The 26,497-nt window shown below is 58.5% G+C and carries 21 protein-coding genes and 1 pseudogene; 9 read left to right on the top strand and 13 right to left on the bottom strand.

All coding sequences use genetic code 11. From position 1 onward, the window contains the following. Positions 1-214 precede the first annotated feature (214 nt). Entirely contained in the window at positions 215-1,072 is an 858-nt protein-coding gene (locus tag BM438_RS09750) for a DMT family transporter (RefSeq protein WP_244179329.1), read from the bottom strand. Positions 1,073-1,481: 409 nt separating this feature from the next. Between BM438_RS09750 and BM438_RS09755 the strand changes: the two genes are divergently transcribed. Beyond that, positions 1,482-2,543: a methyltransferase gene (locus BM438_RS09755; protein WP_093634088.1), complete on the top strand. Its 1,062-nt coding sequence runs from the start codon at positions 1,482-1,484 to the stop codon at positions 2,541-2,543. A 409-nt stretch (positions 2,544-2,952) separates the two neighbouring features. Here BM438_RS09755 and BM438_RS09760 read toward each other — a convergent pair whose 3' ends face one another. Then, entirely contained in the window at positions 2,953-3,855 is a 903-nt protein-coding gene (locus BM438_RS09760; protein ID WP_093634089.1) for a LysR substrate-binding domain-containing protein, read from the bottom strand. A gap of 103 nt (positions 3,856-3,958) precedes the next feature. On the opposite strand from BM438_RS09760, the gene BM438_RS09765 reads away from it, so the two are divergent. Further along, complete coding sequence (locus BM438_RS09765; RefSeq protein WP_093634090.1) at positions 3,959-4,843, top strand: alpha/beta fold hydrolase; 885 nt, start codon at positions 3,959-3,961, stop codon at positions 4,841-4,843. Positions 4,844-4,943: 100 nt separating this feature from the next. On the opposite strand, the gene BM438_RS09770 is transcribed toward BM438_RS09765, so the two are convergent. From BM438_RS09770 to BM438_RS09785, 4 genes are all read right to left on the bottom strand, one after another. Further along, a complete protein-coding gene (locus BM438_RS09770; RefSeq protein WP_093634091.1) occupies positions 4,944-5,954 on the bottom strand; it encodes an Ldh family oxidoreductase in 1,011 nt (336 codons plus the stop codon). Between the two features lie 154 nt (positions 5,955-6,108). Then, positions 6,109-6,849 carry a FadR/GntR family transcriptional regulator gene (locus tag BM438_RS09775; protein ID WP_093634092.1) on the bottom strand — a complete coding sequence of 247 codons (741 nt, stop codon included), beginning with the start codon at positions 6,847-6,849 and terminating at the stop codon, positions 6,109-6,111. 198 nt (positions 6,850-7,047) lie between these two features. Further along, positions 7,048-8,055, bottom strand: a complete 1,008-nt coding sequence (gene lhpH, locus BM438_RS09780) for a trans-3-hydroxy-L-proline dehydratase (RefSeq protein WP_093634093.1) — start codon at positions 8,053-8,055, stop codon at positions 7,048-7,050. Between the two features lie 36 nt (positions 8,056-8,091). After that, entirely contained in the window at positions 8,092-9,213 is a 1,122-nt protein-coding gene (locus tag BM438_RS09785) for a branched-chain amino acid ABC transporter substrate-binding protein (protein WP_093634094.1), read from the bottom strand. Positions 9,214-9,373: 160 nt separating this feature from the next. Here BM438_RS09785 and BM438_RS09790 point away from each other — a divergent pair, with 160 nt between their 5' ends. From BM438_RS09790 to BM438_RS09810, 3 genes and pseudogenes are all read left to right on the top strand, one after another. Further along, entirely contained in the window at positions 9,374-11,596 is a 2,223-nt protein-coding gene (locus BM438_RS09790; protein WP_093634095.1) for a N,N-dimethylformamidase beta subunit family domain-containing protein, read from the top strand. A 1,459-nt stretch (positions 11,597-13,055) separates the two neighbouring features. Next, positions 13,056-13,274: a hypothetical protein gene (locus BM438_RS09800; RefSeq protein ID WP_093634097.1), complete on the top strand. Its 219-nt coding sequence runs from the start codon at positions 13,056-13,058 to the stop codon at positions 13,272-13,274. Positions 13,275-14,095: 821 nt separating this feature from the next. Continuing rightward, a pseudogene (locus BM438_RS09810) lies at positions 14,096-14,813 on the top strand (transposase). Between the two features lie 185 nt (positions 14,814-14,998). Here BM438_RS09810 and BM438_RS09815 read toward each other — a convergent pair. Beyond that, positions 14,999-15,718 carry a carboxymuconolactone decarboxylase family protein gene (locus BM438_RS09815; RefSeq protein ID WP_244179349.1) on the bottom strand — a complete coding sequence of 240 codons (720 nt, stop codon included), beginning with the start codon at positions 15,716-15,718 and terminating at the stop codon, positions 14,999-15,001. Positions 15,719-15,916: 198 nt separating this feature from the next. On the opposite strand from BM438_RS09815, the gene BM438_RS09820 reads away from it, so the two are divergent. From BM438_RS09820 to BM438_RS09830, 3 genes are all read left to right on the top strand, one after another. Next, positions 15,917-16,813, top strand: a complete 897-nt coding sequence (locus BM438_RS09820) for a LysR family transcriptional regulator (RefSeq protein WP_093634101.1) — start codon at positions 15,917-15,919, stop codon at positions 16,811-16,813. A gap of 184 nt (positions 16,814-16,997) precedes the next feature. Next, on the top strand, positions 16,998-18,011 hold the full coding sequence (locus tag BM438_RS09825) for an aldo/keto reductase (protein ID WP_093634421.1): 1,014 nt from the start codon (positions 16,998-17,000) through the stop codon (positions 18,009-18,011). A gap of 57 nt (positions 18,012-18,068) precedes the next feature. Continuing rightward, the gene (locus BM438_RS09830) at positions 18,069-18,833 is read left to right on the top strand and encodes an SDR family NAD(P)-dependent oxidoreductase (RefSeq protein WP_093634422.1); all 765 of its coding nucleotides are present in this window, start codon (positions 18,069-18,071) and stop codon (positions 18,831-18,833) included. A 93-nt stretch (positions 18,834-18,926) separates the two neighbouring features. Here the strand turns inward: BM438_RS09830 and BM438_RS09835 are convergent, their stop codons facing one another. The 4 genes from BM438_RS09835 to BM438_RS09850 all read right to left on the bottom strand — a co-directional run bounded on the left by BM438_RS09835 (position 18,927) and on the right by BM438_RS09850 (position 23,003). Continuing rightward, complete coding sequence (locus BM438_RS09835) at positions 18,927-19,505, bottom strand: hypothetical protein (RefSeq protein ID WP_234487135.1); 579 nt, start codon at positions 19,503-19,505, stop codon at positions 18,927-18,929. Between the two features lie 172 nt (positions 19,506-19,677). Further along, positions 19,678-20,685, bottom strand: a complete 1,008-nt coding sequence (lhpH, locus tag BM438_RS09840; protein ID WP_093634103.1) for a trans-3-hydroxy-L-proline dehydratase — start codon at positions 20,683-20,685, stop codon at positions 19,678-19,680. 313 nt (positions 20,686-20,998) lie between these two features. Next, positions 20,999-21,952, bottom strand: coding sequence for a PDR/VanB family oxidoreductase (locus BM438_RS09845; protein WP_093634104.1), 954 nt, complete (start codon positions 21,950-21,952; stop codon positions 20,999-21,001). Position 21,953: 1 nt separating this feature from the next. Continuing rightward, positions 21,954-23,003, bottom strand: coding sequence for an aromatic ring-hydroxylating dioxygenase subunit alpha (locus tag BM438_RS09850; protein WP_093634105.1), 1,050 nt, complete (start codon positions 23,001-23,003; stop codon positions 21,954-21,956). Positions 23,004-23,103: 100 nt separating this feature from the next. On the opposite strand from BM438_RS09850, the gene BM438_RS09855 reads away from it, so the two are divergent. After that, positions 23,104-24,039: a LysR family transcriptional regulator gene (locus tag BM438_RS09855; RefSeq protein ID WP_093634106.1), complete on the top strand. Its 936-nt coding sequence runs from the start codon at positions 23,104-23,106 to the stop codon at positions 24,037-24,039. 206 nt (positions 24,040-24,245) lie between these two features. Here BM438_RS09855 and BM438_RS09860 read toward each other — a convergent pair whose 3' ends face one another. Both BM438_RS09860 and BM438_RS09865 read right to left on the bottom strand, forming a co-directional pair. Further along, positions 24,246-24,989, bottom strand: a complete 744-nt coding sequence (locus BM438_RS09860) for an ABC transporter substrate-binding protein (protein ID WP_093634107.1) — start codon at positions 24,987-24,989, stop codon at positions 24,246-24,248. Between the two features lie 49 nt (positions 24,990-25,038). Then, a complete protein-coding gene (locus tag BM438_RS09865) occupies positions 25,039-26,385 on the bottom strand; it encodes a 2-hydroxycarboxylate transporter family protein (RefSeq protein ID WP_093634108.1) in 1,347 nt (448 codons plus the stop codon). Positions 26,386-26,497: the final 112 nt, after the last annotated feature.

Here is a 26,497-nt window from a genome sequence, read left to right on the forward strand (position 1 = left end):
AGGCTCCCTGCGCGATTGGCACGATGTCAGTGTGCGCCGACGATGGGGAGTCCAATCCGTTAAAAAGAAGCCAATTTTGGAGTTAATCCGTCGCCCCGCATAGGGAGCCAGGAGTTCGGCCTTATGGAAAGCTTCGCATAAGACCGATGAAGGAGCGTTGAAGCAGGCAAGCGCGATCGTCAGTCCCAATACATCCACGTCGTCCACCGCCCTCTTACGCCCGCCTGCCGTGCTGGGTTCCCCGACGCACCACAACCAGGGCAATACCTCCGAGGATTGCTGCCGAGGCCAACACGATTCGGATGGTCACGCTCTCTCCAAGAAATATGACTGCGCCGAGCGTCGCGATCACCGGCACGCTCAACTGCACCGTGGCCGCATTGCCGGCTTTCAAACCAGGTAACGCCGCGTACCAGATGGCGTAGCCAATGCCGGAGGCCACCGCGCCGGAACCCGTTGCGTACCAGAAACCGGCGCTATCAATCGAAGCGTGGGCGGACATGGCGGCGCTGAGCGCTGCGGCAAGTGGGACTGCGCGCAGGAAGTTGCCGGCCGTCACCGCGGTGGGATTTCCTGCGCCCTTGCCGCGCAACGAATAGACGCCCCAAGCGACGCCGGCGCAGAGCATAAGGACCGCACCTCCGAGCGGTGGCGCCGAGAGGCCGGGAAGCAGCAGCCCGGCAAGGCCTGCCAACGCGCATGTCAATCCGATCCATTGCTGACTTTCGAAGCGTTCACCCTTTCGGATGCCGTAGCCGATCATGGTCGTTTGCACAGCGCCGAACAGAAGTAGGGCTCCAGTGGACGCCGGCAGGCTCAGGTATGCGAACGAGAAGGCGGCAGCATAGGCGAACAGCGCCAGCGCCGACAGCCAGTTTCCGGCGCCGCTCACCCTGCAGCCCCGGAGCCGCACTATCAGCGAGAGCGAGAGGGCGCCCGACGCGATACGGATCGACGTAAAGGTCGCTGCATCGATCCCGGTGCCTTTGAGGGCTAGCCGGCATAGCAATGAATTCGCTGCAAACGCGACCATTGCAAGCAGCGTCAGCACAGTGACACGCACGGGTGACACGGAAATCCCCCAAAAAACCTGAATCTTCCGCCAGTATCCGGCCATTGCGCTGCCAGTACGAGCGATGATGGTGGCGGAGCGATCCACATCGACGGTTGGAGCGACTGATTGTGTTTAGAAAGACGGCACTAAATGCGCGCTGATCGACCAGTTGATGGGCGTCAGTGACCAGTCGTCTCTGGCCCGAACGCGGCCTTTTGCAATCGGCTCATGCCGACCCAAAGGAACGCAATCCGTCCGAAACCGTACATCTGTTTAAAACGCGCTGGCCCCCGGGGCGACAGAAATCCGCTTTTGACCAATACATCAGGGGGTGGATTTCGCCTTGTACGTTAGCTATGCTGAACAATACCAGTTCACCCACCATGGCACCTGGCCCTTCACCACACGTCCGCTCTGGGAGTAGTTTATGCAAAGCACACCAAACGCGGGTCGGCAGGAATCAGGCGCTAACGGCGCGTCCCAGCCCGAACTCACGCCTGAGCGATTACTCCAACTGGGCATGGGATTCTGGGCGTCCAAGACATTGCTTTCCGCTGTCGAACTCGGCGTGTTCACGCGCCTGGCGAGCGGTCCTCACAATGCGGCGGAACTCACTGAAGCGCTCGGACTGCATCCGAGATCGGTTCTCGATTTCCTCGACGCGCTGGTCGCATTGAATTTGCTGGAACGTGAAAACGGGACCTACCGCAATACGCCGGACTCTGACCTGTTTCTCGACATGGCCAAGCCCAGCTATGTGGGTGGATTACTGGAAATGGCCAACGCCCGGCTATATCCATTCTGGGGCTCGCTGACCGAAGCGCTTCGCACCGGACAGCCACAGAACGAGGCGAAACAGGGTGGTAACCTCTTCGACTCGATTTATCACGACGAACACACGCTGCGAAGTTTCCTGCGAGCGATGAGCGGGGTCAGTCTGGGTGCAGCCAAGGCGATTGCGCAAAAATTCCCCTGGCAGAATTACGGCACCTTCATCGACATCGGCACGGCACAAGGTGCCTTACCCGTGCAGGTCGCGCTCGCCCATCCCCACCTACGCGGCGGTGGCTTCGATCTGCCGGTGGTGGGCCCCGTGTTTGACGAGTACGTGACGTCGCACGGCCTGCAGGAGCGACTCCTTTTTCATCCGGGCGACTTTTTCAAGGATTCCTGCCCCTCGGCCGACGTGCTCGTTATGGGACACATCCTCCATGACTGGGACCTTGAACAGAAGCTAGTACTCCTGGCGAAGTGCTACGCGGCACTGCCTCCTGGAGGTTGCCTGATCGTCTACGATGCGGTGATTGACGATGACCGCAGGCGGAATGCCTTCGGCCTTCTGATGAGCCTGAACATGCTTATTGAGACGTCCGGTGGCTTCGACTATACCGGCGCGCAGTGCTGCACATGGATGAAGGAAGTCGGCTTCACGCAGATACGTGTCGAGCCTCTTGCCGGCCCGGACTCGATGGTGATAGGAATCAGATAGAAGCGGGGCGGCAGCCCCTCAGCATCCTCCGCTGCGGACGTCGACGCCACGCTGTCAACGAGCCATTGCGCGCATTCCGTGACCGTCCGCAACGGCCGGCGAGTGTAGTTGTCGAACGAAGGTCGGCTTGCCGGACGGGAAGCCGACGTTTGAATGTCCATCCGAGAGCGCCGGCCAGCGGCCGTAGATGGCCGAACTCAGCCGGATGATGAGAGACTCAGTTCGACCCCGAGCAACTCTCTCCGAGCGACTCGAACATGCCCGCCTCAGTGGCGATAACAGCCCCATGTTCACCGCAAGGCCACTGTTGCCAACCGATAAAGCGGCTCGCCAAACCGCACGCCATATCGTCGCGGTTACCTGCAACTTCTCGTTGACTATGTCGACGCCCAAGGATGCGATCGATCAATCAGCCACGAAGTGCACGTGGACTGAAGCGGACCTGCTGGCCGGCGCGGCGTGCAGCATCTATCAGGGCCATGCTGGCGGGCGAGTCTGAGCGAGGAAACGCGTAGAAACGTGCAACCGGCAACTTGGGTAATCCTTGTTCGCGACCCATCACGCACAGGCCTTCGACTCGCTGACTTTCGGCGATGACCGTAACAGCAAAACCCGAGCGCGCCGCCGACAGGCAGCCCGCCATGCTGCTGCTCTCGAACACCAACCGCCACGCCCGGCCCGCCTTGTTCAGTGCTGTAATCGCAGACTCCCGATAGATGCATGGATCGGGAAAGACGGCCAGCGGCAGCGGCTGGTCAGGATCCAGTGGTTGATCCTCCGAGAACACCCAGATTAGCGGCTCTTCCCACAGCAGTTCGCCGCCTTTCTCGACGCGGTTGCATTGCTTGCCGAACACAAGATCCAGACGGCCGCGCTCCTGCTGGCGCAATAGATCGGCCGTGACGCCGACTTTCAGATCGATCGTCGCCTCCGGGTGCCATTGGCGAAAACGCTGCAATACCTTAGGTAGCCACGTTCCAGCAAAGTCTTCCGATGCACCGACCCGCAGCAGCCCGCGCAACGGCGCGCCGCGCAGTTTCGCGCGGACCTCGCGCTCCAGATCCAGGATATTGCGGCCGTAGGCGTACAAGGTGTCGCCGCCCTGCGTCAACTCAAGGCGGCGAGTCGTGCGTGTCAGCAGGCCAACCCCGACGATCAGTTCCAGACGCTTGATATGTCCGCTTACGGCCGACGGCGTCAGCGCCAGACGCTCGGCGGCCATGGCAAAGCTGCCGCTGTCCACGACTTCGAGAAAGGTGCGCAGCAACACGGTATCGAGCGGAACACCGTCGGCGGCAGTCAGAATGTCCATCAAATCATTCGACACGAAAAATTATCAATGGTGAATGATTATTCAGCAATCGACACGATAAGTCGAGCTATCGTGGCACATCCCTGATTGCACGAGGAACACCATGCACACCTATCGCCACGCCGCTACTGAGCGGCTCGACATCGCCTATCTCGAATGGAACCCACAGGGGCCGCGCACAACAGTGCTGCTGCATGGCTGGCCGGACAGCCCGCAGTGCTGGAAGAGCGTAGCGCCGATACTGGCCAGCTCGGGTTACCGTGTGCTCGCGCCGGCGCTGCGAGGCTTCGCGCCCACCCGGTTCCGCGATACGGCCACGCCTCGAAGCGGCCAGTTGTCCGCGCTGGGCCGCGATCTGCTGGATTTCCTGGACGTGCTGGGTGTGGAGCGGCCGGTTTTAGTCGGCCATGATTGGGGCGCACGCGCGGTCGCAAATGCTTGCGGCTTGCGAGACGGCGTGGCTTCACATCTGGCGATGCTATCTGTGGGATACGGTACCAACGCCCCGGACCAATTGTTGACCCTGCAGCAGGCACGCAATTACTGGTACCACTGGTTTATGGCCACGCCGCGCGGCGCGCGCGTAGTGCGGAACGAACGTAAGGCCTTTGCCCGACAGATGTGGGACACCTGGGCACCGGCCGGCTGGTATGCGGAGGCCGACTTCGACGAGGCAGCGCAGGCATTCGAGGGCGACGATTGGGCCGAGATCGTGCTCCATTCTTACCGCCACCGTTGGGGTTTTGTCGACGGCGATCCGGCCTATGCCGAGGACGAGACACGTCTGAATCCCGCGCCGGGGCTATCGGTTGCAACGCTGGTGCTGCACGGCGGGGCGGACACCTGCAACCATCCCGATAGTTCCAAGGGACGGGAGGCGTTCTTCCTCGGGCGCTATGAGCGAAGGGTGCTCGATGGAGTGGGACACTTCCCGCAGCGCGAAGCGCCGCAGGAAGTTGCCGATGCCATTCTGCAGTTCTGTCGATAGGAGACGGCGAACGTCCGCACGCAATCTGCTGAGAGAACATTCGCGGCGATTGCTGCACTCGAGGTATGGATTCAGGACGCGACCTATCACGCGAAAAGTCTCACGAAATCAGCTGGGTAAGTTCGTCGTGGAGTTCCTTTGAGAGCGACACGCCGTGCTCAATGCTACGCTGTCGCGCATCGAATCGTCGCTGGGAGGGCAGACGTGCGCCCTGACCCACGATTCCTTCAAACAGAGTCTCAGCGCGCTGCAGATTGTCTGCAGGGGCAGCGCCAGCGAAGACCGCTGGGTCGAACGCGATGACAATTTCACCATGGCAAGGGGCCGCTCCTACGCCTTCGTCAAAAGCCAGCGACTCCGGGCTGAGCATATCGCTGATCAACGGCCCAGCCAGCAATTCAACCATCGCTGAAAGCGCGGAACCCTTATAGCCTCCGAATGTAAGCATGGCCCCCCGCAATGCTTTGTCGGGGTCGTCGGTAGCTTGACCGTTTTCGTCAATCGCCCAATCGCTCGGAATCCTGGAGCCGGACCGCTTGTGCAGTTCGATGTCGCCACGGGCGATTCTGCTTGTAGCCATGTCGAACACAAACGGAAAGGCGCCTGGACGCGGCCAGGCGAACGCGATCGGGTTGGTTCCAAAGAGCGGCTTGTTTCCGCCAGCAGGTGCTACACAGCTATGGGTAGGCGTCATGGCCAGAGCGGCTACGCCTTCAGCAGCGATGGCCTCAACCTCCGGCCACAAAGCGCTGAAGTGAAAGCAGTTGTTGATTGCCAGAGCGGCGATACCCGATTTTTTCGCCTTTTCAACGAGTACCCGACTCCCCAATTCAAACGCAAGCGGAGAGAATCCGAACCGCGCGTCGACCTTAACAAGCGAAGGCGAGACATCGTTTATCTGCGGTTCAGCATCAGCATTGATTTTGCCCAACTTCAGTGTTTTTACGCACCCAATAAGGCGCCATACACCGTGTGAGTGGCAATCGTCCCGCTGGCCCGCAACGAGCACCTTCGCCATCGCGTCGGACTGATGGGCACTTAGACCATTGGATGCCAATACGTCAAAGGCCAACTTGTGCAAGTGATCAAGTGAAAGAACTATTTCTGCCATGTCTTCTGAAGTCCGTCTCTCATTAGTAGCCGCGCGGCCATGCGCGTTCGATTGGTATCCAGAGTCTGGTGATGATCGGCGGGGACATCGCCGCGGCGATCGCTTTGTCGACGATGGTGGAGTGTTCGAGGCCAGCTAATTGATCAAGCCGGCTCTACTTGGGCGCAATATCTCGCCGCACCCGCTTGATATGCTGCTCCACGTAGAACCCTGCTGCGTCAGCATCACCGCTCACGATTGACTCGTAAATAAGCCGATGCTCGGACGCATACAGACGTATCCGTAAGGGATCGAAGATTCCGTCGTCTTTGAGCCTTTTCCACAACGGTTGATCCATTGTTTTCGCTACTTCGTCTGCGATCTTGACGAGCAAAGCGTCACCGGTCATTACCGCTAGTTGGCGGTGGAACATTCTGTCGCTGTTGTTCCAAAGTGCGCGCTGCTCAGGATTGTCAATGTCCTGGATCGTCTCCATCTCCGCAAGGTATTGCTCAGCGAGGCGGTCGCGCTTGCCTCGTGCGGCGGCTCGTCGTGCGATTGCCGGTTCGAGGATGAATCGCGTTTCGAGCGTTCCCGTTGGACTAAAATCTGGTTCCGCGTTCTGAGCGCCATGATTGCCGTCGTCATTAAGTAAACGCTCAGAGGCCGCAGAGGACACGTAGGTACCAGAATTCCGTTTCGTCACAACGAGGCCTTCATTCTGAAGAGCCCCTATTGCCTCTCGAACAGCAGGTCGGCCGACACCATAGAGCGCCGCAAGTTCGCGTTCCGATGGCAGGCGGGACTCGGCCGCGAACCGTCCCGTGCGGATTTCCTCCTTGATCTTCTCTTCGACCTGCTCATAAATCTGCAGTGGTCTGAAATTCGATTCGAGATCCTGCCGTGTCGTACCCATCTCACTTCCTTTCATTTCCTGACGCCCGATGCGAGGGAGTTCACCTGTCATTGACGGATAATTATCATACGTCGTGGCGACATGATGCCACCTCCTGATGCGGCCACGCGTGAAGTGTTCCCCGTGGCTCACACAAGGCAAAAAGGTGTCACGTCAGTGCGGCAGTTGCCGTCGAAGTGAGCCTGGAATCTGCCCTCTCTAGCGCACCAGGAACCCGTAGGTCAAAGGATCGCGCTCGTCGATCAACCACGTCCCGTAGCCGCAGATAAACGCATTCCCTTCGATCTCTGGAATCACTGCGTCGAATTCACCGCATTTCGTCTCACCAAGCACGCGGCCTCTGAAGATCGTTCCGATAATCGACTCGTTCACGAGCGTTCCATCCGAGGGTAGCTTGCCACGCTGGTAGAGCTGAGCGACGCGTCCTGCCGTGCCGGACCCTGTTGGCGATCGGTCAACCTCGCGATCGGCGAAGATACAGCAGTTCGCCTGAGTCGATCCCGGATGACGGGGCGTATTCGAAATGATCGTGCCGTAGAGCCCTCTGATTTCCGGAATCTCTGGATGAACGATGTCAAACGCTGCGTTGGTTGCCTGTGTGATCTCGTCGCCGAACTGCTTCAGTCGATCAACGTTGCTTTCGCCTACCGCCATATCGTACTGCGCACCGTCGACGTAGAAATAGAACGCGCCTCCGTAAGCGATGTCTCCGGACACGGGGCCGAACGTTGGCGTATTGACGGTGACGTCCTTTTTCCAGACGAACGACGGCACGTTCACAAAACGCACATTCCCTGCATTTTCGCCGTCCCACTGGACGAAAGCTTCGAGGAATCCGCAAGGCGCGTCGATGCCGACGCGCGTTTCCGGCGACGTGCGCTCAATCCACCCCAATTCAACCGCTGCGGTGGCCAGCGCAATCGTCCCATGGCCGCAATGGGGACTGTAGTCTTTATTCTGCGTAAAGATGATGCCGAAGTCCGCGCCTTCGGTTACCGGCTCAGTGAGGAAGCCTCCGTACATATCGGCATGGCCTCGAGGCTCCAGCATCATGGCGCTCCGCAACTCATCCGCATGCCTCTGGATCCACTCCCGCCGCTCCACGATGGTTTTCCCCGCGAGACGCGGAAAACCATTGGTGATAATGCGAAACGGCTCACCACCGGTGTGCATTTCGATCGTGTTAAGTGTCCTGGTAATTCGCATAGATACTCCGTCTTGCTTACTATTTTCGTTGAGACCTTAGTTGCCGTAAGTTACGACAGCGCCATCCTTGAATGTGTACACGGTCGTCGCCGAGCTTTTCAGATCATGATGTACGTCGAACGAGTACTCGCCGGCCACGCCGGTGTAGGTGGACTTGGCGAGTTGCGCACCAATTTTGGCGCGGTCGGATGTCGTGCCAGCCTTCACCATCGCGTCGGCCAACAGCTTCATGCCGTCGTAATAGCTCACGCCGTACACCTGCGTATCGACGTTGAAGGTTGTCTTGTACTTTTTCAGGAACGCGCTACCTGCTGGCGTCTTGTCCAGCGAGACCCCACCTTGTGAGCAATAAGCATTCGTCGCTGCGGGACCTGCGATTTTGGCCATATCAGACGTACAGATTCCGTCGCCGCCCAGCAGCTTCGCCCGCAATCCGAGCTGACGCATCTGTTTGACTAGCGGGCCGCTTTGCGACGCGTAACCACCATAGAAGATGACGTCGGGATTCGTCGCCTTGATCTGGGAGAGGACGCCCTTGAAATCGACGGCCTGACCATTCGTGTATTGCTGGTCGATAATCTTCAGCCCGCGTGCCTTGGCCACGCTCATGAACTCCTCAGCCACGCCCTGTCCGTAGGCCGACCGGTCGTCCATGACTGCCGCTGTTTTCGCTTTAAGCTTATCGATGGCGAAATTAGCCATCGCTCCGCCGAGTTGCCCGTCACTAGCGCCGATACGAAATACCTCGTTGAAACCTTGAAGAGTCAGCGCCGGGTTCGACGCAACCGAAAGCATCGGAATGCCGGCGTTCTGGTAGAGCCGCGAGGCTGGGATTGCGACTCCAGAATTGTATGGACCAAGAACGGCAGCCACCTTGGCGTCGACCAGTTTTTGCGCGACCTGCACGCCAATCCGGGGATCCGCCTGGTCATCTTGCGATACCAATTTGAATGTTATGTTTTTACCGGCGATCGTCGTCCCGGCGCTATTTAGCTCGTCAACCGCCATGCGTGCGCCATTTTCGTTGTCTTTCCCTTCTGACGCTTGGGGACCGGTCAACGGCCCAGAAACCCCAACAAGAACAACCTCTTGAGCGCTCGCACTACCTAAGGCGAGAAGTGCAGCAACCGCCATTACCGAAGAGACAAATTTTTTCATCGCACACCCCAGTGGTTAAAGTACACTGGATTCGATAGTGACCACTTTTGGTTCTATTTTCAACCATTGCAAAATAAAATCTCACAGGGGGTTTCCCTGGGCGTAGGTGGTCGCAGAACAGCGTCTGGGACCACCACCAAGAATGATTGATCATTTGACTATGACTACTTCAGACTCCCAAATTCCCGCGATCGTCGGCTATGTGACCCCGTGGAGCGCACACGCCGGTCAGGAACTGGCGTTCAAAATCAGTTCGCGCGGCAGTCGCACTTTTACGGCAACGGTCGAGCGCATAGATTGTTGTGACCCAAACCCTGACGGGCCCGGGATGAAACTGGTCCCGATTGATGTCCAGTTGGAAAGCACCTACCCAGGAGAGGAGCAGCCAGTGTTTCCCGGCTCCTGCGCCTACGGCCCAATGCCGGTTCTGGAGGGCATTCAGCACGTCAAGCTTGACCTGACGGTTCAGCCCACACTTGAGGACGCCACCCTTCAGACATTGGTCGCTCTTCAGAACCATGATGGGACGCATGGTGTAGCGATTGCTCTCAATCGCGGCGAACTCGTTTTCCAGAGCCTCGCAGCAGGGGAACAGATCACAACTGGCTTAGCAGTCGCCGCCGATTTATGGACAAACTTGCGGATATTGATCGACCGTGACGGGCATGTTCAAGCAATCAGCTCAGGCACGAACGCGCGCGAAGAGGCGTTCAGGAACGTGGCAGACTTTGAAGCGCCGTTCTCTGCTGCCGCGTTTGACGGTTCGACGGTGTGCTTTGCGGCTATCTGGAGAGGACACCCAGAGCATGCCTTCAACGGCTTCATCGAAAGCCCGGCATTGCGTGCGCCCGGCAGCGATGCACGCGGCGATCAGCGCGAGGACAACGTGTTGGCACATTGGGACTTCACGCCAACGCTCGTCCACACGAATGTACCGAACAGGCTTGATAGCGACGCCCCATTGACGCTTGTGAACGCACCAATGAGGGCAGTTCGGTCGTCAGGGTGGACCGGACATGAGCTGGACTGGAAGCATGCGCCAGAGGAATACGCCGCGATTCGATTCCACGCCGACGACCTGTCGGACTGCGGCTGGCAAACGTCCATACATCTAAAAATTCCGGCCGACATGGCATCGGGTGTCTATGGACTGCGCGTGGACAATGGCGAGGGAGTCGATACGATCCCGTTTTACGTCACGGTTGCGTCGGGCGGGAAGCACGCGCGCATTGCGTACCTCGCGCCCACGCTGACTTACCTGGCCTATGCCAATAACGCCCGTGGAAATTTTTCGGGGGCGCTTGCTGCTCGCGTTGAAGCATGGGGGGCGTATCCGCACAATCCGGACGTCGTCACTTCATTCGGCACATCAACGTACAACTATCACAGCGATGGTTCAGGCATAAGCCTCTCCTCCCGCTTGCGCCCGGTTCTCACCATGCGTCCAGGCTATCTGACGTTCCTTGACGAGCATGGCTCGGGTCTGCGCCACTTTTCCGCGGACTCTCATCTGACCAACTGGTTAAGGGAAAAGGGATTTGAATTTGACGTCGTTACCGACGAGGATCTTGATGAGCGAGGCGTCGACGCGTTGAAGCACTACGACGTTGTCCTGACCGGATCGCACCCGGAATACCATACACGCCGAATGCTGGACGCGCTTCTGGCCTATCGGTCTGCGGGCGGAAGCCTGATGTATCTTGGTGGAAACGGTTTCTACTGGAAAATCGGGCGCGCCGTATCAGCGCCACATCTGCTTGAAATTCGTCGAGCCGAGGCGGGCATGCGGGTATGGGAAAGTCAGCCCGGTGAGTACTACAACCAGTTGGATGGCGAGTATGGGGGGATGTGGCGTCGCAACGGATTGCCGCCGCAAAAAGTTGCGGGAATCGGGTTTACAGCGGAGGGAGACTTTCGGGGCACATTCTATCGGCGCACGCCAGCCTCGTTTACCACCGAACATGCCTGGCTGTTCGCGGGGGTTAAAGCAGGAGCAGGAGAGCCACTTGGAAACTTCGGGTTGTCGGGCGGCGGCGCTGCAGGCTTCGAAATTGACCAAACTGCTGCCGATCTCGGCACGCCCGCCTACGTGACAGTGGTCGCGTACTCCGACAATCACGACGCCAGTTTCGTGACCGTTCCCGAGGAGCTACTCTTCAATCGAATGGTCGGCAAACCGAGAGTGCATAGCGGCATTCGAGCCCACATGATCTGCGGCTTCAGCCCGAGCGGCGGCGGACTATTCGCAGTCGGCTCAATCTCCTTTCTCGGAAGTCTTTACTGCGCCGGTTACGACAACGACATTTCAAAAATTGTCGAGAACTGTTTGCGCCGCTTTCTAGCCGTCTCCCTCACCTCCAACTCGAGCAAGTTGCCCGTATAGGAAGTGTGCTTGGAGGCGAGGTCATCAATGAAGGTCATTCCGTGACGCTGGCGTGCACAAGGTCTGGGGATCATCGATTCATAGACAGCGCGCAATCGGAAATAGGCATTACACGCCCGCAACGGCTGTTGCGCGCCGAGCGCCAGACATCCTGGCGTCGGTCACGAAGGTCACTAAATGGCCGACGGCCGTCTTATGCCCGACGGACGAGAGCAGGATCAATTGAGATCCGGCGCTGCTTGAATCAGAGTCCTTGCCACGTAAAGGACTCTCCCGATTGAACGTCGACGCCTATCGGACCGGCCTGGGAGTGGTGACTGAACACGATCGCGCGTGAGTGTGCCCCAGACAACCTTAAGAACGTAAGAATTGCATCGCGCTGCTGCTTGCCACGATAAGGAGAAATCTTCATCTTCTGTTCGTCTGATCGCACGATTACCACGTCGTTATGCTTAACAAGTCTCTCGATTTCATCGAATCTGAACGATGCCACGTTGACCCTCCATTAGCTGCAATCAGCCACATGAATGATCGCTATATCGGTCACCGCTCCAATCAGCTTGAGCGGCCGAAAGTTGCCGTAATGATGTTCTCCGGAGGAATATTCGGACGATCGCGATGGCTTTCTCGCGTCCGCGATACCGGGACGCGGGTGATCCGCAGATCGAGGTTGAAATCCTGATCAAGGTTGCAAGCCACGGCCGCCATACTAGATCGAATTATTCTCGGGGTCGTCGTTCCCCAACTTCCCGATTCTCCGTCACGACTCGGCGAACGGCTTCCAAAAAATCGGGGCGCGCCTCGGGGTCAGGGACTTCGATCAGCTTGCGCGGAGCCTTGGCTTGGGGCTTCAGTGTCACACCGTAAAGTTTTTGCGGCGCAGTCATAGTTCGTCTCCGGCTTCGATCACAGCTAATTCGGAAGGCAGGTTCGGTCTTGCTTCTGGTTTCCGAAAATCAGGCTTTCGGAACTTTACTGAGTTGGGGACTGTGGACTCCGTGCGTCGTGCGTCTCCAGGCTTCGTCGGCACGTTGCTGGGCTGATTTCACGGTATATGCGACCCCTTGCTTGCCCTTCGGACCTGGCGAAAACGCCGAAGTCAGACCGGAAAATGTCCGGCGGACGGTCTTGGTGACCATGGCGCGCTCCGCGTTTGTGTCGGAGTTACAAGTCTAGGTCTTTACGTGCAACCCGCGATACTGTACGTTTACACAGTACTTTGGCGAGCCCACCATCGGCGCGAGACGACGTCTCGAGCGAAACGGCGCCCGTACGATCACTCCGCGCCAGGTGAGTCAGCGCCAATCCACTACGCCCTTAAGAGAGTGCTAATGGAAATCAGGGAAGCGCGCCGGATTATCCGCGGTCTTCGGCATCAGCAACGAGTGCCAAGGCGCACCGAAGTCGCTGGAGCGAGTCCAGTACGAACAGCATGCGTTCGTCCGTCAGGAGGATTGAAATGACAGATGACCTGCGGCGACAACTCGGCGAAGTTGAGCAAGCCTTGGTGGCACTTGAGGGCGTGATTGCAGTGCGACGGGAGTACATCTCGCTGCTTCAGCGTTTGGGAACTCGTGACAAGGAGCTAGCGTCTCTCGACGCGCTTATAACTGCCTGGTCACGTCTGCAGTCGCAGCGAGACCGCCTCGCCGCAGCTATCGCCAACGGGGCGCAATGATAGCGTTGGGGAATGAGGCGATCTACCGACGTTTGTGGAAGAGTTCGCGCCCCGCGTAGACGGCAGAAAACAGGCCGACGATGACGGCCGCTACGGCCAACGATTCATCTTGTCGCCCAGAGGAGGCCGGCGACGTCGCATAAAACCAGAGGCCCATTCCGATTGCCGTCATGAACATGCCAAAGACAAGCCCCCACACCGGCCCCGCCGTATCGGAGCTTCCTAATCTGTGAGACATTTTCATCGCTATACTCCCCGTCCCGCACCGACATTTGCTGATTGCCGCAGCCTGCGAGTTCCGCATTGGCAAGATTTTACGGTAGCGTACGCGACCAAAAAGACGTCATCAACAAGCTAAATAATGATTGAGGTCTTTCAAAGTCTTGCGATCAAACGGACAGACATCCATATTAGCCGCCGCCCAAGGCCTCGGATTGGAGTCAACCGTTATCGTTCGGATACCTACTGATTGAATTCGCAAACCACATTACGCTGGGCTTTGACCGGTTCAGGTGAAATGCGAATGGAGACCATGGCGCTTCGACCGCCGCTCCGTCGTGCTACTCGATGTATTGGTGCCGGATGACGCGCAGGCAAAGCGTCTGGAGGCGTATAGCGCGGCGCTGCTATTCAGCGGTTGCATAAATCAGATGTTTGTAGCGGTCGGCAAATCAGTGAAAAGAGGCCAGAAAAAAGGCCTGTTCGCGATGCAGACGCACGCATATGACCGATAGAATTTCACCCTATACACACGTGACGCAATGTCGCGCGTTCGAGATCTGTCGGATCGCTTTCTCACATCGGATTTCCGGTAATTCAGCATGGCACGGCTTGCACGGCATTACGTCCCAGAACAACCTCAGCACGTTATCTTGCAGGGGCTCACGGGGCCCGCATTCCTGGACGAAGGAGACTACCTGTACTTCCTCGCCTGCCTGGCAGACGCAGCGCGCGTCGCCGATCTGGCAGTCCACGCATGGGTGCTCATGCCTGACGCGATACAGTTCCTCGTCACGCCTTCATACGAGTCGAGCGTGCCCGTGGCGATGCAGGCGGTCGGCCGTCGCTATGTCGAGACCTTCAACCGCCGCCATGGACGCCGCGGCGCGGTGTGGCGTGGCGAGTACCGGGCAACAGTGATTGAGCCCGATCGATATTTCCTGCTCGCGAGCCAGGTCATCGATCATGCGCCGGTGCGCAACCGCCTTGTAGCCGAGCCGGGAAACTATCAATGGTCTAGCTACACGCACCACATCGGGCTGCGTGTCGATAACTTCATCAAGGACCATCCACTCTACCGAGCGCTCGGCAATACGCCGTTCGAGCGCCAGCAGGCTTACCGCGATTTGAGCGCACAGCTTCTTGACGAACGCGAGGTCAATGACCTGATGCAGTCGACGCTCAAGGGCTGGGTGCTCGGCAGCGCCGCGTATTGCGAGTGGGCGGCCCAGACAGCCAACCGGCGTTTGATGCCCCTGCTGCTACGCGACCGGGCGCCCCAAGGTTTGCACGACACGCCCCCTCGCACACGCGGGCTAACCAAAAGATAAACCAGCAAGGAAACCTTGCTCGGATGCCTGATCGCAGCATTAGGAAGAAGTGGACATTCGGATGGGCTACAAGATCGTCGCATTCTCGCCGCCCCGGCGACGTTGAGTCGGTGGTCGGCTAAGCGCTTGGACAGATTTTCTCGCCCAGCAAAGCTCGTGGCGCCAAGGAGTGAGTTAGCCGGGACGCTTCTCAAGCACGTCCTTCACAACTGGAAGCGCCGTAAAAACATTCGGCCAGCCCGCATAGAACGCTAGTTGCGTCATGACTTCGGACGCCTGTGCCTTGGACAGTCCGTTATCCATTGCCCGGTTCAGGTGATAGGTCAGTTGCGCGACCTGTCCGGTGGCGACCAACGCGCTGACCGTGACGAGACTACGATCGCGGGGCGCAAGACCAGGCCGCAGCCACAGGTCGTTGAACAGCGCATCTCGGGTGAATTGAACAACTCCAGGCGAAACGGCGCCGAAGTTTTGCTGAACTGTGCTTTCGCGCTGGGCTTCGGCAGCCTCGTCGAGCGGCAAAAGGTCAACTGCTGCTGGCGGGAGTTGCGCCACCGCAATCCCATGTCTCTCGAAAACGGCATTCGTTACCTTCACAGCCGCGGTCGCGTTGGCCCAACCGGAGTAGAAAGCCAGATGCGTGATGATTTCCGAAATCTCGCCGGGCTTGAGGCCGCCCTCGAGCGCGAGATCGAGATAGAACGGCAACTCCGCGCTCTGATTGCGCGCAATCAATACTGAGAGCGTGACCACGCTGCGATCCCGCACGGACAACTGTGGACGTTTCCACAGGTCGCCCAGCACCACATCGTTCGTATAGCGCTCAAGAGCGGGTGAAACGGTGCCCATTCCGGTGAGCAAGTTGCTGGCGGACGCGCGATCCAGGCTTTCCATATCAGTTTTCCTTTCGAACTGCGAACAGGCAGCGGTACCGAGCGCAAGCGACATCATCGCGACAACGAATATCCTCATCGGCAGTTTCCTCGATAGCGCCTGACTGCATTTAAATGAGTCGATATCCGGAATCTAACGTGTCCACTCATGCTCGACTAGGCGCTAGAATCGGCAAACACCTATGAAATGAGTTCATCAATGCGTCGCGAGAGCTACAACGACCTGCTTGCACTGATTGCCGTCGCGCGCGAGCGCAGCTTCACGCGCGCCGCCGCGCAACTCGGCGTATCGCAATCAGCCTTGAGCCATACCATCCGGGCACTCGAAAGCCGGCTCGGAATGCGACTCCTGACCCGAACCACGCGCAGCGTCGCGCCGACGGAGGCTGGCGAGCGCCTCATTCGGACCATCACACCCCGTTTTGAAGAGATCGATTCCGAACTGGCGGCCGTGACGGAGTTTCGGGACAAACCTGCGGGCACGATCCGCATCACCGCGACCGATTACGCGACGGAAACGGTTCTGTGGCCCAGGTTATCGCCGGTCCTGCATGAATATCCAGACCTCAAGGTGGAGATCATCACCGACTACGGCCTCTCAGATATCGTGGCAGATCGGTACGACATCGGCGTTCGCCACGGCGATCAGGTAGCCAGGGACATGATCGCGGTCCGCCTCGCGCCCGAAATGCGCATGGCGATCGTCGGGACACCGGAGTACCTGAAGACGCGTTCGTTGCCAAGGAAGCCCCAGGATCTGACCGCGCACAACTGCATCAATCTTCGTTTGCCGACGTTGGGCGGCTTTTATCCATGGGAGTTAAAGAAGGGCAGTCGCGAGGTGCAGGTTCGCGTCGACGGACAACTCGCTTTCAACGGGACCTACCAGATGCTGGCTGCCGCGTTGTCGGGATACGGTCTGGCTTACATTCCGGCTGACCTCGCCCAGTCTCATGTCGAAGCGGGTCGCCTCGTGAAGGTATTGGAAGAATGGTGCCCCACCTTTCCAGGGCTGCACGCCTGCTATGCGACTCGACGTGAGTTCTCGCGGGCGATGACCGTGGTGATCGATGCAATCCGTTATCGCAAGGAATAGCCCAGGAACTGGAATGAAATTCATGAATGCAGTTCATGAGGGTTTGCCGTTTTACTGGCTTTATCACTAGATACCATCAACCTATCATCCTCCATACAGACGGCGATCAAAGCGCCCGCTGATGCGCCTTTCCGGCGTGCACGTTCTGTTAACCGCAGGCGCGGCCTGCATGGAGATGATGAGAGTGGACTATGGATATCTGGGGCGCAGCGCCCTCAAGGTTTCGCCCCTGTGCCTGGGTGCAATGATGTTTGGCGGCGAAACGGATGAAGCGACCTCGCGCCGGATTATCGACAAGGCTTTCGACCAGGGCGTCAATTTCCTCGACACTGCCGATGTGTACCACGCTGGCAGATCTGAAGAAATCGTCGGGCGGGCGATTGCGGATCGGCGGGATGACTGGGTCGTGGCAACCAAGTTTGGCTATCCGGCTTCAGTTAGCGCCCGCCCGAACGAACAGGGCCAGTCACGCAAATGGATCAACCAGACGGTCGACGCCAGCCTGAAGCGCCTTGGCACCGACTACATCGACATTCTCTACTTCCACCGGTCGCTCGTTGACGCGCCGCTCGAGGAAGGGATTCGTGCCATCGGCGACCTCATTCGCCAAGGCAAGGTGCGTTACTTCGGTCTGTCCAACTTCCGAGCCTGGCGTATTGCGGAGATCGTGCGCCTTGCCGATCAGTTGGGCATCGATCGCCCCGTTGCGATCGAACCGGTCTACAACATGGTCGACCGTACCGCCGAGGTCGAGCTGATGCCCGCGGCTGGACACTACGGCATTGGCGTCGTGCCCTACAGCCCGCTCGCCAGAGGTGTATTGACCGGCAAATATGCACCCAATGGTGCGCCTCCTGCCGACTCCCGTGTCGCGCGCGGTGACAAGCGCATCCAGCAGACCGAGTGGCGTCCGGAATCTCTCGCCATCGCACAGAAGGTCGCGGCATACGCCGCTGAACGCGGTACCACCTCGGTAGCGTTCGCCATTGCGTGGGTGCTCAGGAACAAGCTTGTGAGTTCCGCTATCGCCGGGCCACGCACGGAAGCGCACTGGGACAGCTACATGGACGCGTTGACGCTGCAACTGGGACCGGACGACGAAAAGTTTGTCGACAGTCTGGTACCTGCCGGGCATGCATCGACGGCTGGCTATACCGATCCGAACTATCCGGTTGAAGGCCGCCGCGTGACCGGTTGATCCGGCGGCAGAGAGCACTGCTGAATACCTTACCTGTACGAATTGAGGGAATTGATTGTGAATATAATTTTTGAGAACAAGGTTGCACTCGTCACGGGTGCAGGTTCTGGCCTTGGTTTGGCGACGGCGAAAGCATTTGCCTTGGCAGGGGCTTCCGTCGTGCTGGCAGACTGGGATAGAGAGAGCGTGGAGTCGGCGGCCGACGAACTGAAGGACCAAGGTTGTGCGGTCCTCGCTGTGCAGTGCGACGTGGCCGACGATGCACAGGTAGAGGCAATGGTCGCGCAAACCGTGTCGACCTTTGGAAGATTGGATATCGCCTACAACAACGCTGGCGTCCAGAATGTCCTTGCTGAAACAGCCGATTCGACTCGATACGACTACGACCGCGTGATGTCAATCAATCTGGACGGTGTCTGGAGTTGCATGAAATTCGAATTGCAACAGATGCGCCGGCAGGGCAACGGTGCGATCGTCAACTGCTCGTCTTTGGGCGGCCTCGTCGGCGGCGCGGAGCGTGGCACCTATCACGCGGCGAAGCATGGTGTACTGGGGCTGACCAAGAGTGCTGCCCTTGAGTATGCGGCACGAGGTATCCGGATCAACGCGATCTGCCCGGGTCTGTTCTGGACGCCGATGTCCGAGCAGATGGCGGCCTCCGGCCAGAGCGAAGCGCTTGATGCACTGCTGAAGGCGGTTCCAATGGGCAGATATGGGAAACCGGAAGAGATCGCCGACGTCGTTCTCTGGCTTTGCAGCGATGCTTCGAGCTATGTCACCGGTCAGTCCATTTCCGTCGACGGTGGCTTCATCATGCGATGAGCGAGGGGCAGCGCTTCAAAGCGCGTACCTTGAAGGTGATCGGCAGCACGCGTCCCTGAGGAGATGGCCGTGCTGCCAGGGAAGTCGGTTACTTTACTTAGGCGGCGGCAGCGAAGGATCGAGCTTCGCCGATTCCTTGACGAGCTGTTCCGTCATCGCGGCCGCAACCGGATTCGAGCCCTTGCCAGGCTTCGTGCTACTTTGGTCCGTGGCGACGCGAGCGGCCGACATATCCGGCGGAGGCAACGATGGATCGAGCTTCGCCGATTCCCTGACCAGTTCGTCCGTTTCCGGTGTCGCGCCTCGAGTCGTTATCGCGCGATGGTCCACGCCGTCTTGTCCACGCTGGGCGCGCTGCGCCGGAGTCACCTTCGGCGCACCCGAGTCCTGTACGTTCACCGACGCGACTGCCGTCGATGGCGCCTGCTTCGGTCGTGCTTCAGGTTTCGGTTGCGCAGTAACTTGTGCGGCGGCCGGGCCGGATGCGGGTGCTACTGCCAAAGCAGGAGCAGGAGCGGGAACCACCGGCTCCTGCGCATTGGCAGTGCTTTTTGTGATCGAACCGGACGGCTGCGATTGGTCGATGCTGCCGGCCGTCACATGATCGCCTGGGCGCGAATCGACGACGGCAGGGGGTGCGGACTCATGCATGGCGCCCGTGAGTTCTGCCATTGAGCGGCGGTCCGCCTGAAGGAGCATCAGGTACGTGACCCCTACTGCTACGAGCAGGAGCCCTCCAACGATCATCAAAATCTTTCGGGTATTCATCATACTTACTGACCGAGCCTGCAAACGACGTGAGATGGTCATGGTAAACCATTGATCGTAGCATTTGTCAGACGAATCAACGTACGAGGAATCCATACTTGAGCGGATCGCGCTCGTCGATGATCCAGTTGGCGAATCCACAAACGTAGGCTGAGCCTTCGATCTCGGGGATCACGGCGGGGAATTCACCGAGCTGCGTTTCACCGACAACACGCGCACGAAACACCGTGCCGATGATCGATTCATTCACGAGTACGTCGTCTCGCCCAATCTCGCCACGCAGATACAGTTGCGCCACGCGGCCTGCGCTGCCCGAACCCGTCGGAGAACGGTCCACTTCCCGATCCGCGAAAATGCAGCAGTTCGCCTGAGTGGATTCGGGAAATCTCGGCGCGCCGTGAATAATGGTGCCGTAGATATGATTGATTTCCGGAATCTGCGGATGCACGAGGGAAAACGCGCGATTAGCGGCGATCTTCACTTCCGCACCGAATTGCTTGAGCGCTTCGACCGACGACTCACGAATCGCGAGGCCGTGCGGTGCGCCGTCCGTGTAGAAATAGAACGCCCCACCGAACGCGATATCTCCCGTCACCGTTCCGTAGGTCGGCGTCTCGACACTCACGTCGCGCTTGTAAATGAACGATGGCACGTTAATGAATCGCACACCGTTGGCGTGCATGCCGTCCCACTTGACGAACGCTTCGATAAAACCACACGGTGCGTCGATGCCGACACGCGTCTCGGGTGATTCACGCTGCACCCAACCGAGCTCCACCGCAGCCGTTGCCAGTGCGATCACGCCATGTCCGCAGTGGTCGCTATATCCTTCGTTATGCAGGAAGATGACGCCGAAATCAGCTGTGGGTGAAACGGGCGGCGTCAGATAGCCCCCGTACATATCCGCGTGTCCGCGCGGTTCGAACATCAGGGCCTGGCGAATATTGTCAGCATGTTCGCGTACCCAGGCACGGCGCTCCACGATCGAATTGCCCTGCAGGCGGGGAAGACCCGAGGTGACGATCCGGAACGGCTCTCCGCCGGTATGGACTTCGACGGTACTGATTGTGCGAGTGACCTGCATATCCTTTATCCTCCACGTGATGTCTGCGCGCCGCTACGAACGCCATGCGGCGTACGTTATGCTGCCACGGGCTCAAGCAGTTGTCCTGCCTGTTTGACGCAGACTCCGGCCTTGATCACCATCGGGAATCCGGGTGGTGGCAGCGAGGTTAGTGCCATGAGTCGTGGTCCTCACCCGGGCGGATGGTAGCGGGAGTATGCACTTCCTGATCCACGAAGCTGGAATCGCATGGAATCTGCAGAAAGTGTTCGTTTCGTGGTCGCGTGTCGAAGATCGCAACGCTGCACGTAATAGCGAGGTGAACGTGCAGGAATTAAAGGTCGATTACCAGTTCGTCAGATTTTGCGCGCGACACGCAGATCATCAGCGATTTGCTGGACATCTGCTCGTGTTCACTCAACACGTAGTCGCGATGCTCGACTTCGCCCGATAACACCCCCACCTCGCAACTGCGGCACAGTCCTTCCCGGCAGGAAAACGGTGGGCAGACGCCGTGACGTTCGAGGCTCTCCAGAATCGACTCGCTGGGTTCGACCACGCATCGCATCCCGAGCTTTGCAAGCACGATCGTGAATGCCCGCTCGCTCCTGTCGGCGACTTGCACGGGCGATGCGGTAAACCGCTCGAAATGCAGATTCTCGCGCGGTATGCCGGACTGCTGGCCGTGATGCGATACGGCGTCCATCAGTCCACCCGGTCCGCAACAATAGACGTGCTCGCCAGGTTTTATGTCACCGATCAAGGTCTGAATGTCAGGCGTCCCACTGGCTGATTCGTCGTTGGCGTGCACATGAACCTTGCCACCGAAAGCGCGCAATTCGTCGAGGTACGCCGCACACATCCGCGACCGCACGCAATAGTGCAATTGCCAGGGTACGGCATGGCGCACACACCATCGGATCATGCTGAGGATAGGCGTGATGCCTATACCGCCTGCAATGAAACGATGAGATGTCGCCTCGCGTGACAAACCGAACAACGTGCGAGGCTCACTGATCGTGAGCAAGTCGCCTTCGCGAAGCGATGTGTGCAGATAACTCGACCCACCGCGCGATGTCGCGGAAAGCCCGACGCCCAGACGATAACGATCTGTTTCTGACGCATCATTGCAGAGCGAATATTGTCGCGTGAGGCCGCCGGCCAGATGGACATCGATATGAGCACCGGGCTCGAAAGGGACAAGCGTTGCGCCGTCTGCTGCCCGCAATTCGATGCCCAGAATCCCTTCCGCTTCGCGCGTCAGCTGCGTTACTTTCACCTGAATCATCTCAGGCTCCTCGCACTGCTTCCGGCATCTGCCGTTTCTCTTCTTCAAGCCGTTGATTGACTGTCCAGCGGAACTGGGACAGTGCAGCGTCGATGCCAAACGGCATCATCCTGAAGCCAGGATCCAGTGCAAGATTCTTCTGCTGCGCAGTGATGATGTCGCGGTCCTCGTCGAATGCATCGACAACCGCCTGATGGATCGCTCGCGTGACCTCGGGCTGATCAATTGCAAAGTTGTGCGGATGGCCGAAGAAGTAGTGAGTGGAGTTTTCCGTTTCGGGCGTGAGCGCCTGGCAACCACGGAATTCTGCTGCGTCGACACGTGCACCCTCTTGCGCGCCGGTACCGACCGGCGCCATGCCGGAATCCATTCGCAGAATCGCTGGAATCGTGAAATCGTAGAAATTCCAACGGTCGACCTTGCCAGGCCAGTTCTTGACGGCCGCGGCGAACGGAGGCGCATCCGTATTCAACGTCCATCGCGTGATGCGAACGCCGCCATCGATCCGCTCAACGTTGGGCTGTACCTTTGCATAGTCTTCGGGGCCGCCTAGCGTGGTTGGATGCACGAACGGCAAATGCGAGAAGTCCAGCAGGTTGTCGCAGATCAACAGGTAGTTCACGTTGTAGTGAATGTAGCCGGGCAAGCTGCGCCACTGCGGATCGTCGAGCCAATGGGTATCAGGAATGCTCTCTGGGTCGGCAAGCAAAGGATCGCCCATCCAGATCCAGATCCAGCGGTGCCGTTCGACAACCGGAAACGTTCGAACCTTCGCCTGCGGCGGAATGCGCTGTTGGGCAGGCGCTTCAACACAGGTTCCAGTGCTGTCGAACTTCAGACCGTGATACATGCAGCGGACGCAATCGCCTTCGCGCCGGCCAACCGACAGCGGCGCGCCGCGATGGCAGCAACGATCCTCGAGCGCAACGACACCGCCGCCTTCCTCGCGATACAGCAGAACCGGGATACCGGTAATGACGCGAGCGAACAGCGCTTCGCTTTCCACCTCATGCGACCAGGCGGCTACGTACCACGTGTTTCTGATAAACATCCTTGTCTCCATCATGTGGGTGCGGCCTATCGTTGGCACGCTTGACCTCAAGATAGATTCGGCACCATCATGCGTCAAGCCAATGGGACTAATGCAAGGAATGCACGCCGTGCATATACGTGATCTCGACCTGAATCTGCTCGTGGTGTTCGACGCGCTGCTTCGCGAACGCAGCGTGACTCGAGCGGCATCCGAAGTGGGGCTGTCACAGGGCGCTATGAGCCATGCGTTGAATCGCTTGCGAGCGTTTTTTGAGGACCCTCTATTCGTCAAGACGCCATCGGGCATGGAGCCGACGCCGAAAGCAACCATGCTTGGCGTTTCGATCGTTGAAGTCATGACGACCTTGCGTCAGGACGTCGTCTCGCAGGCGCGCTTTGATCCCTCGACGGCGCGGCGCACCTTCGTACTTTGCATGACGGACATGGGCGAACTGGTATTTCTGCCACCGCTCATCCGAAGGTTGCGAGAGGAGGCGCCAAACTGCACGCTGCGATCCGTGCAAGTCCCGATCGAACAGATCGAGGGGTTGCTTGCGTCTGGAGAAGTGGATCTCGCGTTGGGGTCGATCCGTGCCGCGCCTGATGATCTCTACCAGCAACAACTCTTCTTGCACTCTTTCGTGACGATGGTGAGCGTGCGAAACAAGCTAATCGGCGAATCGATTACGCGTGAACAGTTCGAAACGATGCCGCAGATTGTCGTTTCCCTGACTGGGCGCGCGGGTGCGGCTTATGACAGCGCGTTCGACGAGTACGGCATCAATCGAAATGTTTATCTGACCACACCGCACTTCCTGGTCGTGCCACTACTGATCGACGAACATCCCGAACTGATCGCCACGGTGCCACTGGAGCTTGGGAATGTCTTCGCCAAACTCGGGACCGTCAAGATTGTTCCGCCGCCGGTGCCGCTTCCACCGTTTGCGCTTCGCCAGCTCTGGCATCCTCGATTTCACGACGAACCGGCGAACATCTGGCTTCGACAACTTATCAAGCGTACGTTTGAGCACTATCCGGACTTACCGGCGAGATAGTGACTGACTGGGGACGCGGGTATTCATGGTTATTGTTGATACTGGATTGTATGGACGGAACGCTCTTGGTCCATCGACGCGATGTCAGCGGCTGTCAACAGTTGGCCTTTCCCTAAAGCGGCCATTCATGCGCTGCGGTCCAGCATCTACTCGGATGCTTTCCGAGCCCTCGACCCTTTCCAGAAGGAAGATCGCACACCGCGCGGTCATCCTTTTGAGGATAAAGGCGCAACCAGCGCGCCCTTGGCGCCATGAGTGCAAATGGCATTGGCCACGAAGCCGCTTTCAATCATTGTGCGCAAGAACACGCTTAGAAACTCTGCACCAGCGGGACGCCCCTTTGGTATGCCCATCGCTTGCTCAATGACCATGAAACGGCCTTCCAGCAATCGCAGCCCGGTCACTCTTTCGGCATCGCTCATTAGCTGCTGCTTCACTCCGGCAGCAACGCCATAGCCGTCGGCAAGCATCATGTCCACAACGCCAGGCGATGTCGGTGACCTGACGAGCGTTGCTTTCGTCATGGTCCGCGTCAAGAACAGGTCATAAGCGCTACCCCTGCCGACGACGACCGTGTTCCAGGATTGATCCACTTCATCGTTCGACCTGATTGGCGAGTCCTCGCGCACGAGGTAAGCCCCTTCGATGATGATGTACGGGAAGGTTTGCTCAATGCCCTTGCCCCGTATCGGGTCTCGCGCGACGAATGCAACGTCCCACTCGTTCTGCTCAAGAGCGGCTACTACCTTGCCTGCCGCGTCGTACGGGACTAAATCAACCGACACACCTAGCTGCCTGGCGAGCGCTCGGGCTAGATCGACGGAGATACCCTTGGGTTCGTGGGTAGCGGCGTCCTTGTTCGCCAGGATGGGATTGCCGTAGTTAATTGCGGCACGAAGGCGACCGTTCGGCGCCAGATCGGCCAACACGTCTTGAGTAACAGGAATCATGGTCGAGGAAAGTAGTGTCTTGAAGGTGAAAGCGCCATCAGCAACTCGATCAGTGCAGCCTTGACAGTACAAGCAGCGTTACAGTGACTGTCAGCGCGCCTCCAATCCGCGTCGCGATCTGTGCAAAAGGCATCAAAGCCATCCGGTTGCACGCCGTCAGGATCGCTACGTCGCCAGTACCACCCTGTCCGCTGTGGCAGGCGTTGACGATCGCTGCATCGATCGGATACATCCCGAGCTTTTTCCCTACTACGAAGCCGGTGGCCATCAAGGTTGCGACCGTACAGACAATCGTGATTACGTTCGGCACGTTAATCGCGGCCATCAATTTGTCCCATGGTGTCATCGCCGTGCCGATCGCGAACAACAACGGATAGGTCACTGCTGTCGAAAAGAACTGGTAGACGATGCGGGCACCGCCTTGCAGATTCGGAGACACGAAGCGCCCGATCTTGATAAAGACCGCCACGAACAGCATCGCAACAGGCGCAGGCAAACCCAGCAGGCGGTGACACAACAGCCCCACCAGGTAGAGCGATATCGCAGTGATCGCTGCCGCCGCGACGGTGTTGACATCCGGCGCACTAGGAATCTCTTCTTTCGGAGCATCGCTATGTCGATCCGCCTCGGGCTGGAGCATGCCGTTGCCAGTCAGGTGCGGCTTTTTTTCACCGAGCCAGCTCAGCAGACCGGAGAACAGGATCGCGGAAAGACTGCCGATCATCACTGACGGCAACACCTGGGCGAACACCGGACCCTGCGCGACGTTCAGAATTTCGGAGTAGCCCATTGACAGCGGTATTGCACCTTCGCCGACACCGCCAGCCATAATGGGAACAACGATGTATAGCAGCGTGTGCTGTGTACCGAGACCCAATGCAGTACCCACTGCCGTTCCTACGATGCCGGCCATCACGGACCCCGTTGCCAGCGGGACAAAGATCTTCACAAAGCCACGGATCAACACATACCGATCCATGCTGAAAATACTGCCAACAATGATCGATGCAATGAACAGATACATGAAGTTGCTGACGTTGGTGAACGTAGTCACCATGGTCAGCAGTTTGACCGGAAGCAGATGGTGAAACGCAAGCGCTGAGGGCAGGAATGTCGCCACGATTGCTCCCGCGCCGATCTTCCGGAAGAACGGCAGGCGCTTGCCAATTTCCGCGCACGTGAAACCACATACAACAAGTACCGCGATTGCCATCGAGATCTCGCCGGGAACCTTCCCCGTAACCACGAACGCGATAATCAGACCGACCAGAAGTACGTAAATAGGCAAAGGAATGATGCCGACGCGCAGCTCCACGATGGCCCACCATCCGTTCGGCCAGAATGGAACGCGCTCTGCTTTCCGAGCTTCCATCGACAATTCACCATTGCGTTCCATGCGGTGTCTCCGTAGTCATACTAAGTATGGATCGGTCTTATGCGCCGATTCGTTAATGTGGACATTGCGGGCGAGGGGCACAGCGCCCACGGGAAGCGCTGTATAAGGGAGA

The sequence above is a fragment of the Paraburkholderia aspalathi genome, from assembly GCF_900116445.1.
GTDB classification, from domain to species: Bacteria; Pseudomonadota; Gammaproteobacteria; order Burkholderiales; family Burkholderiaceae; genus Paraburkholderia; species Paraburkholderia aspalathi.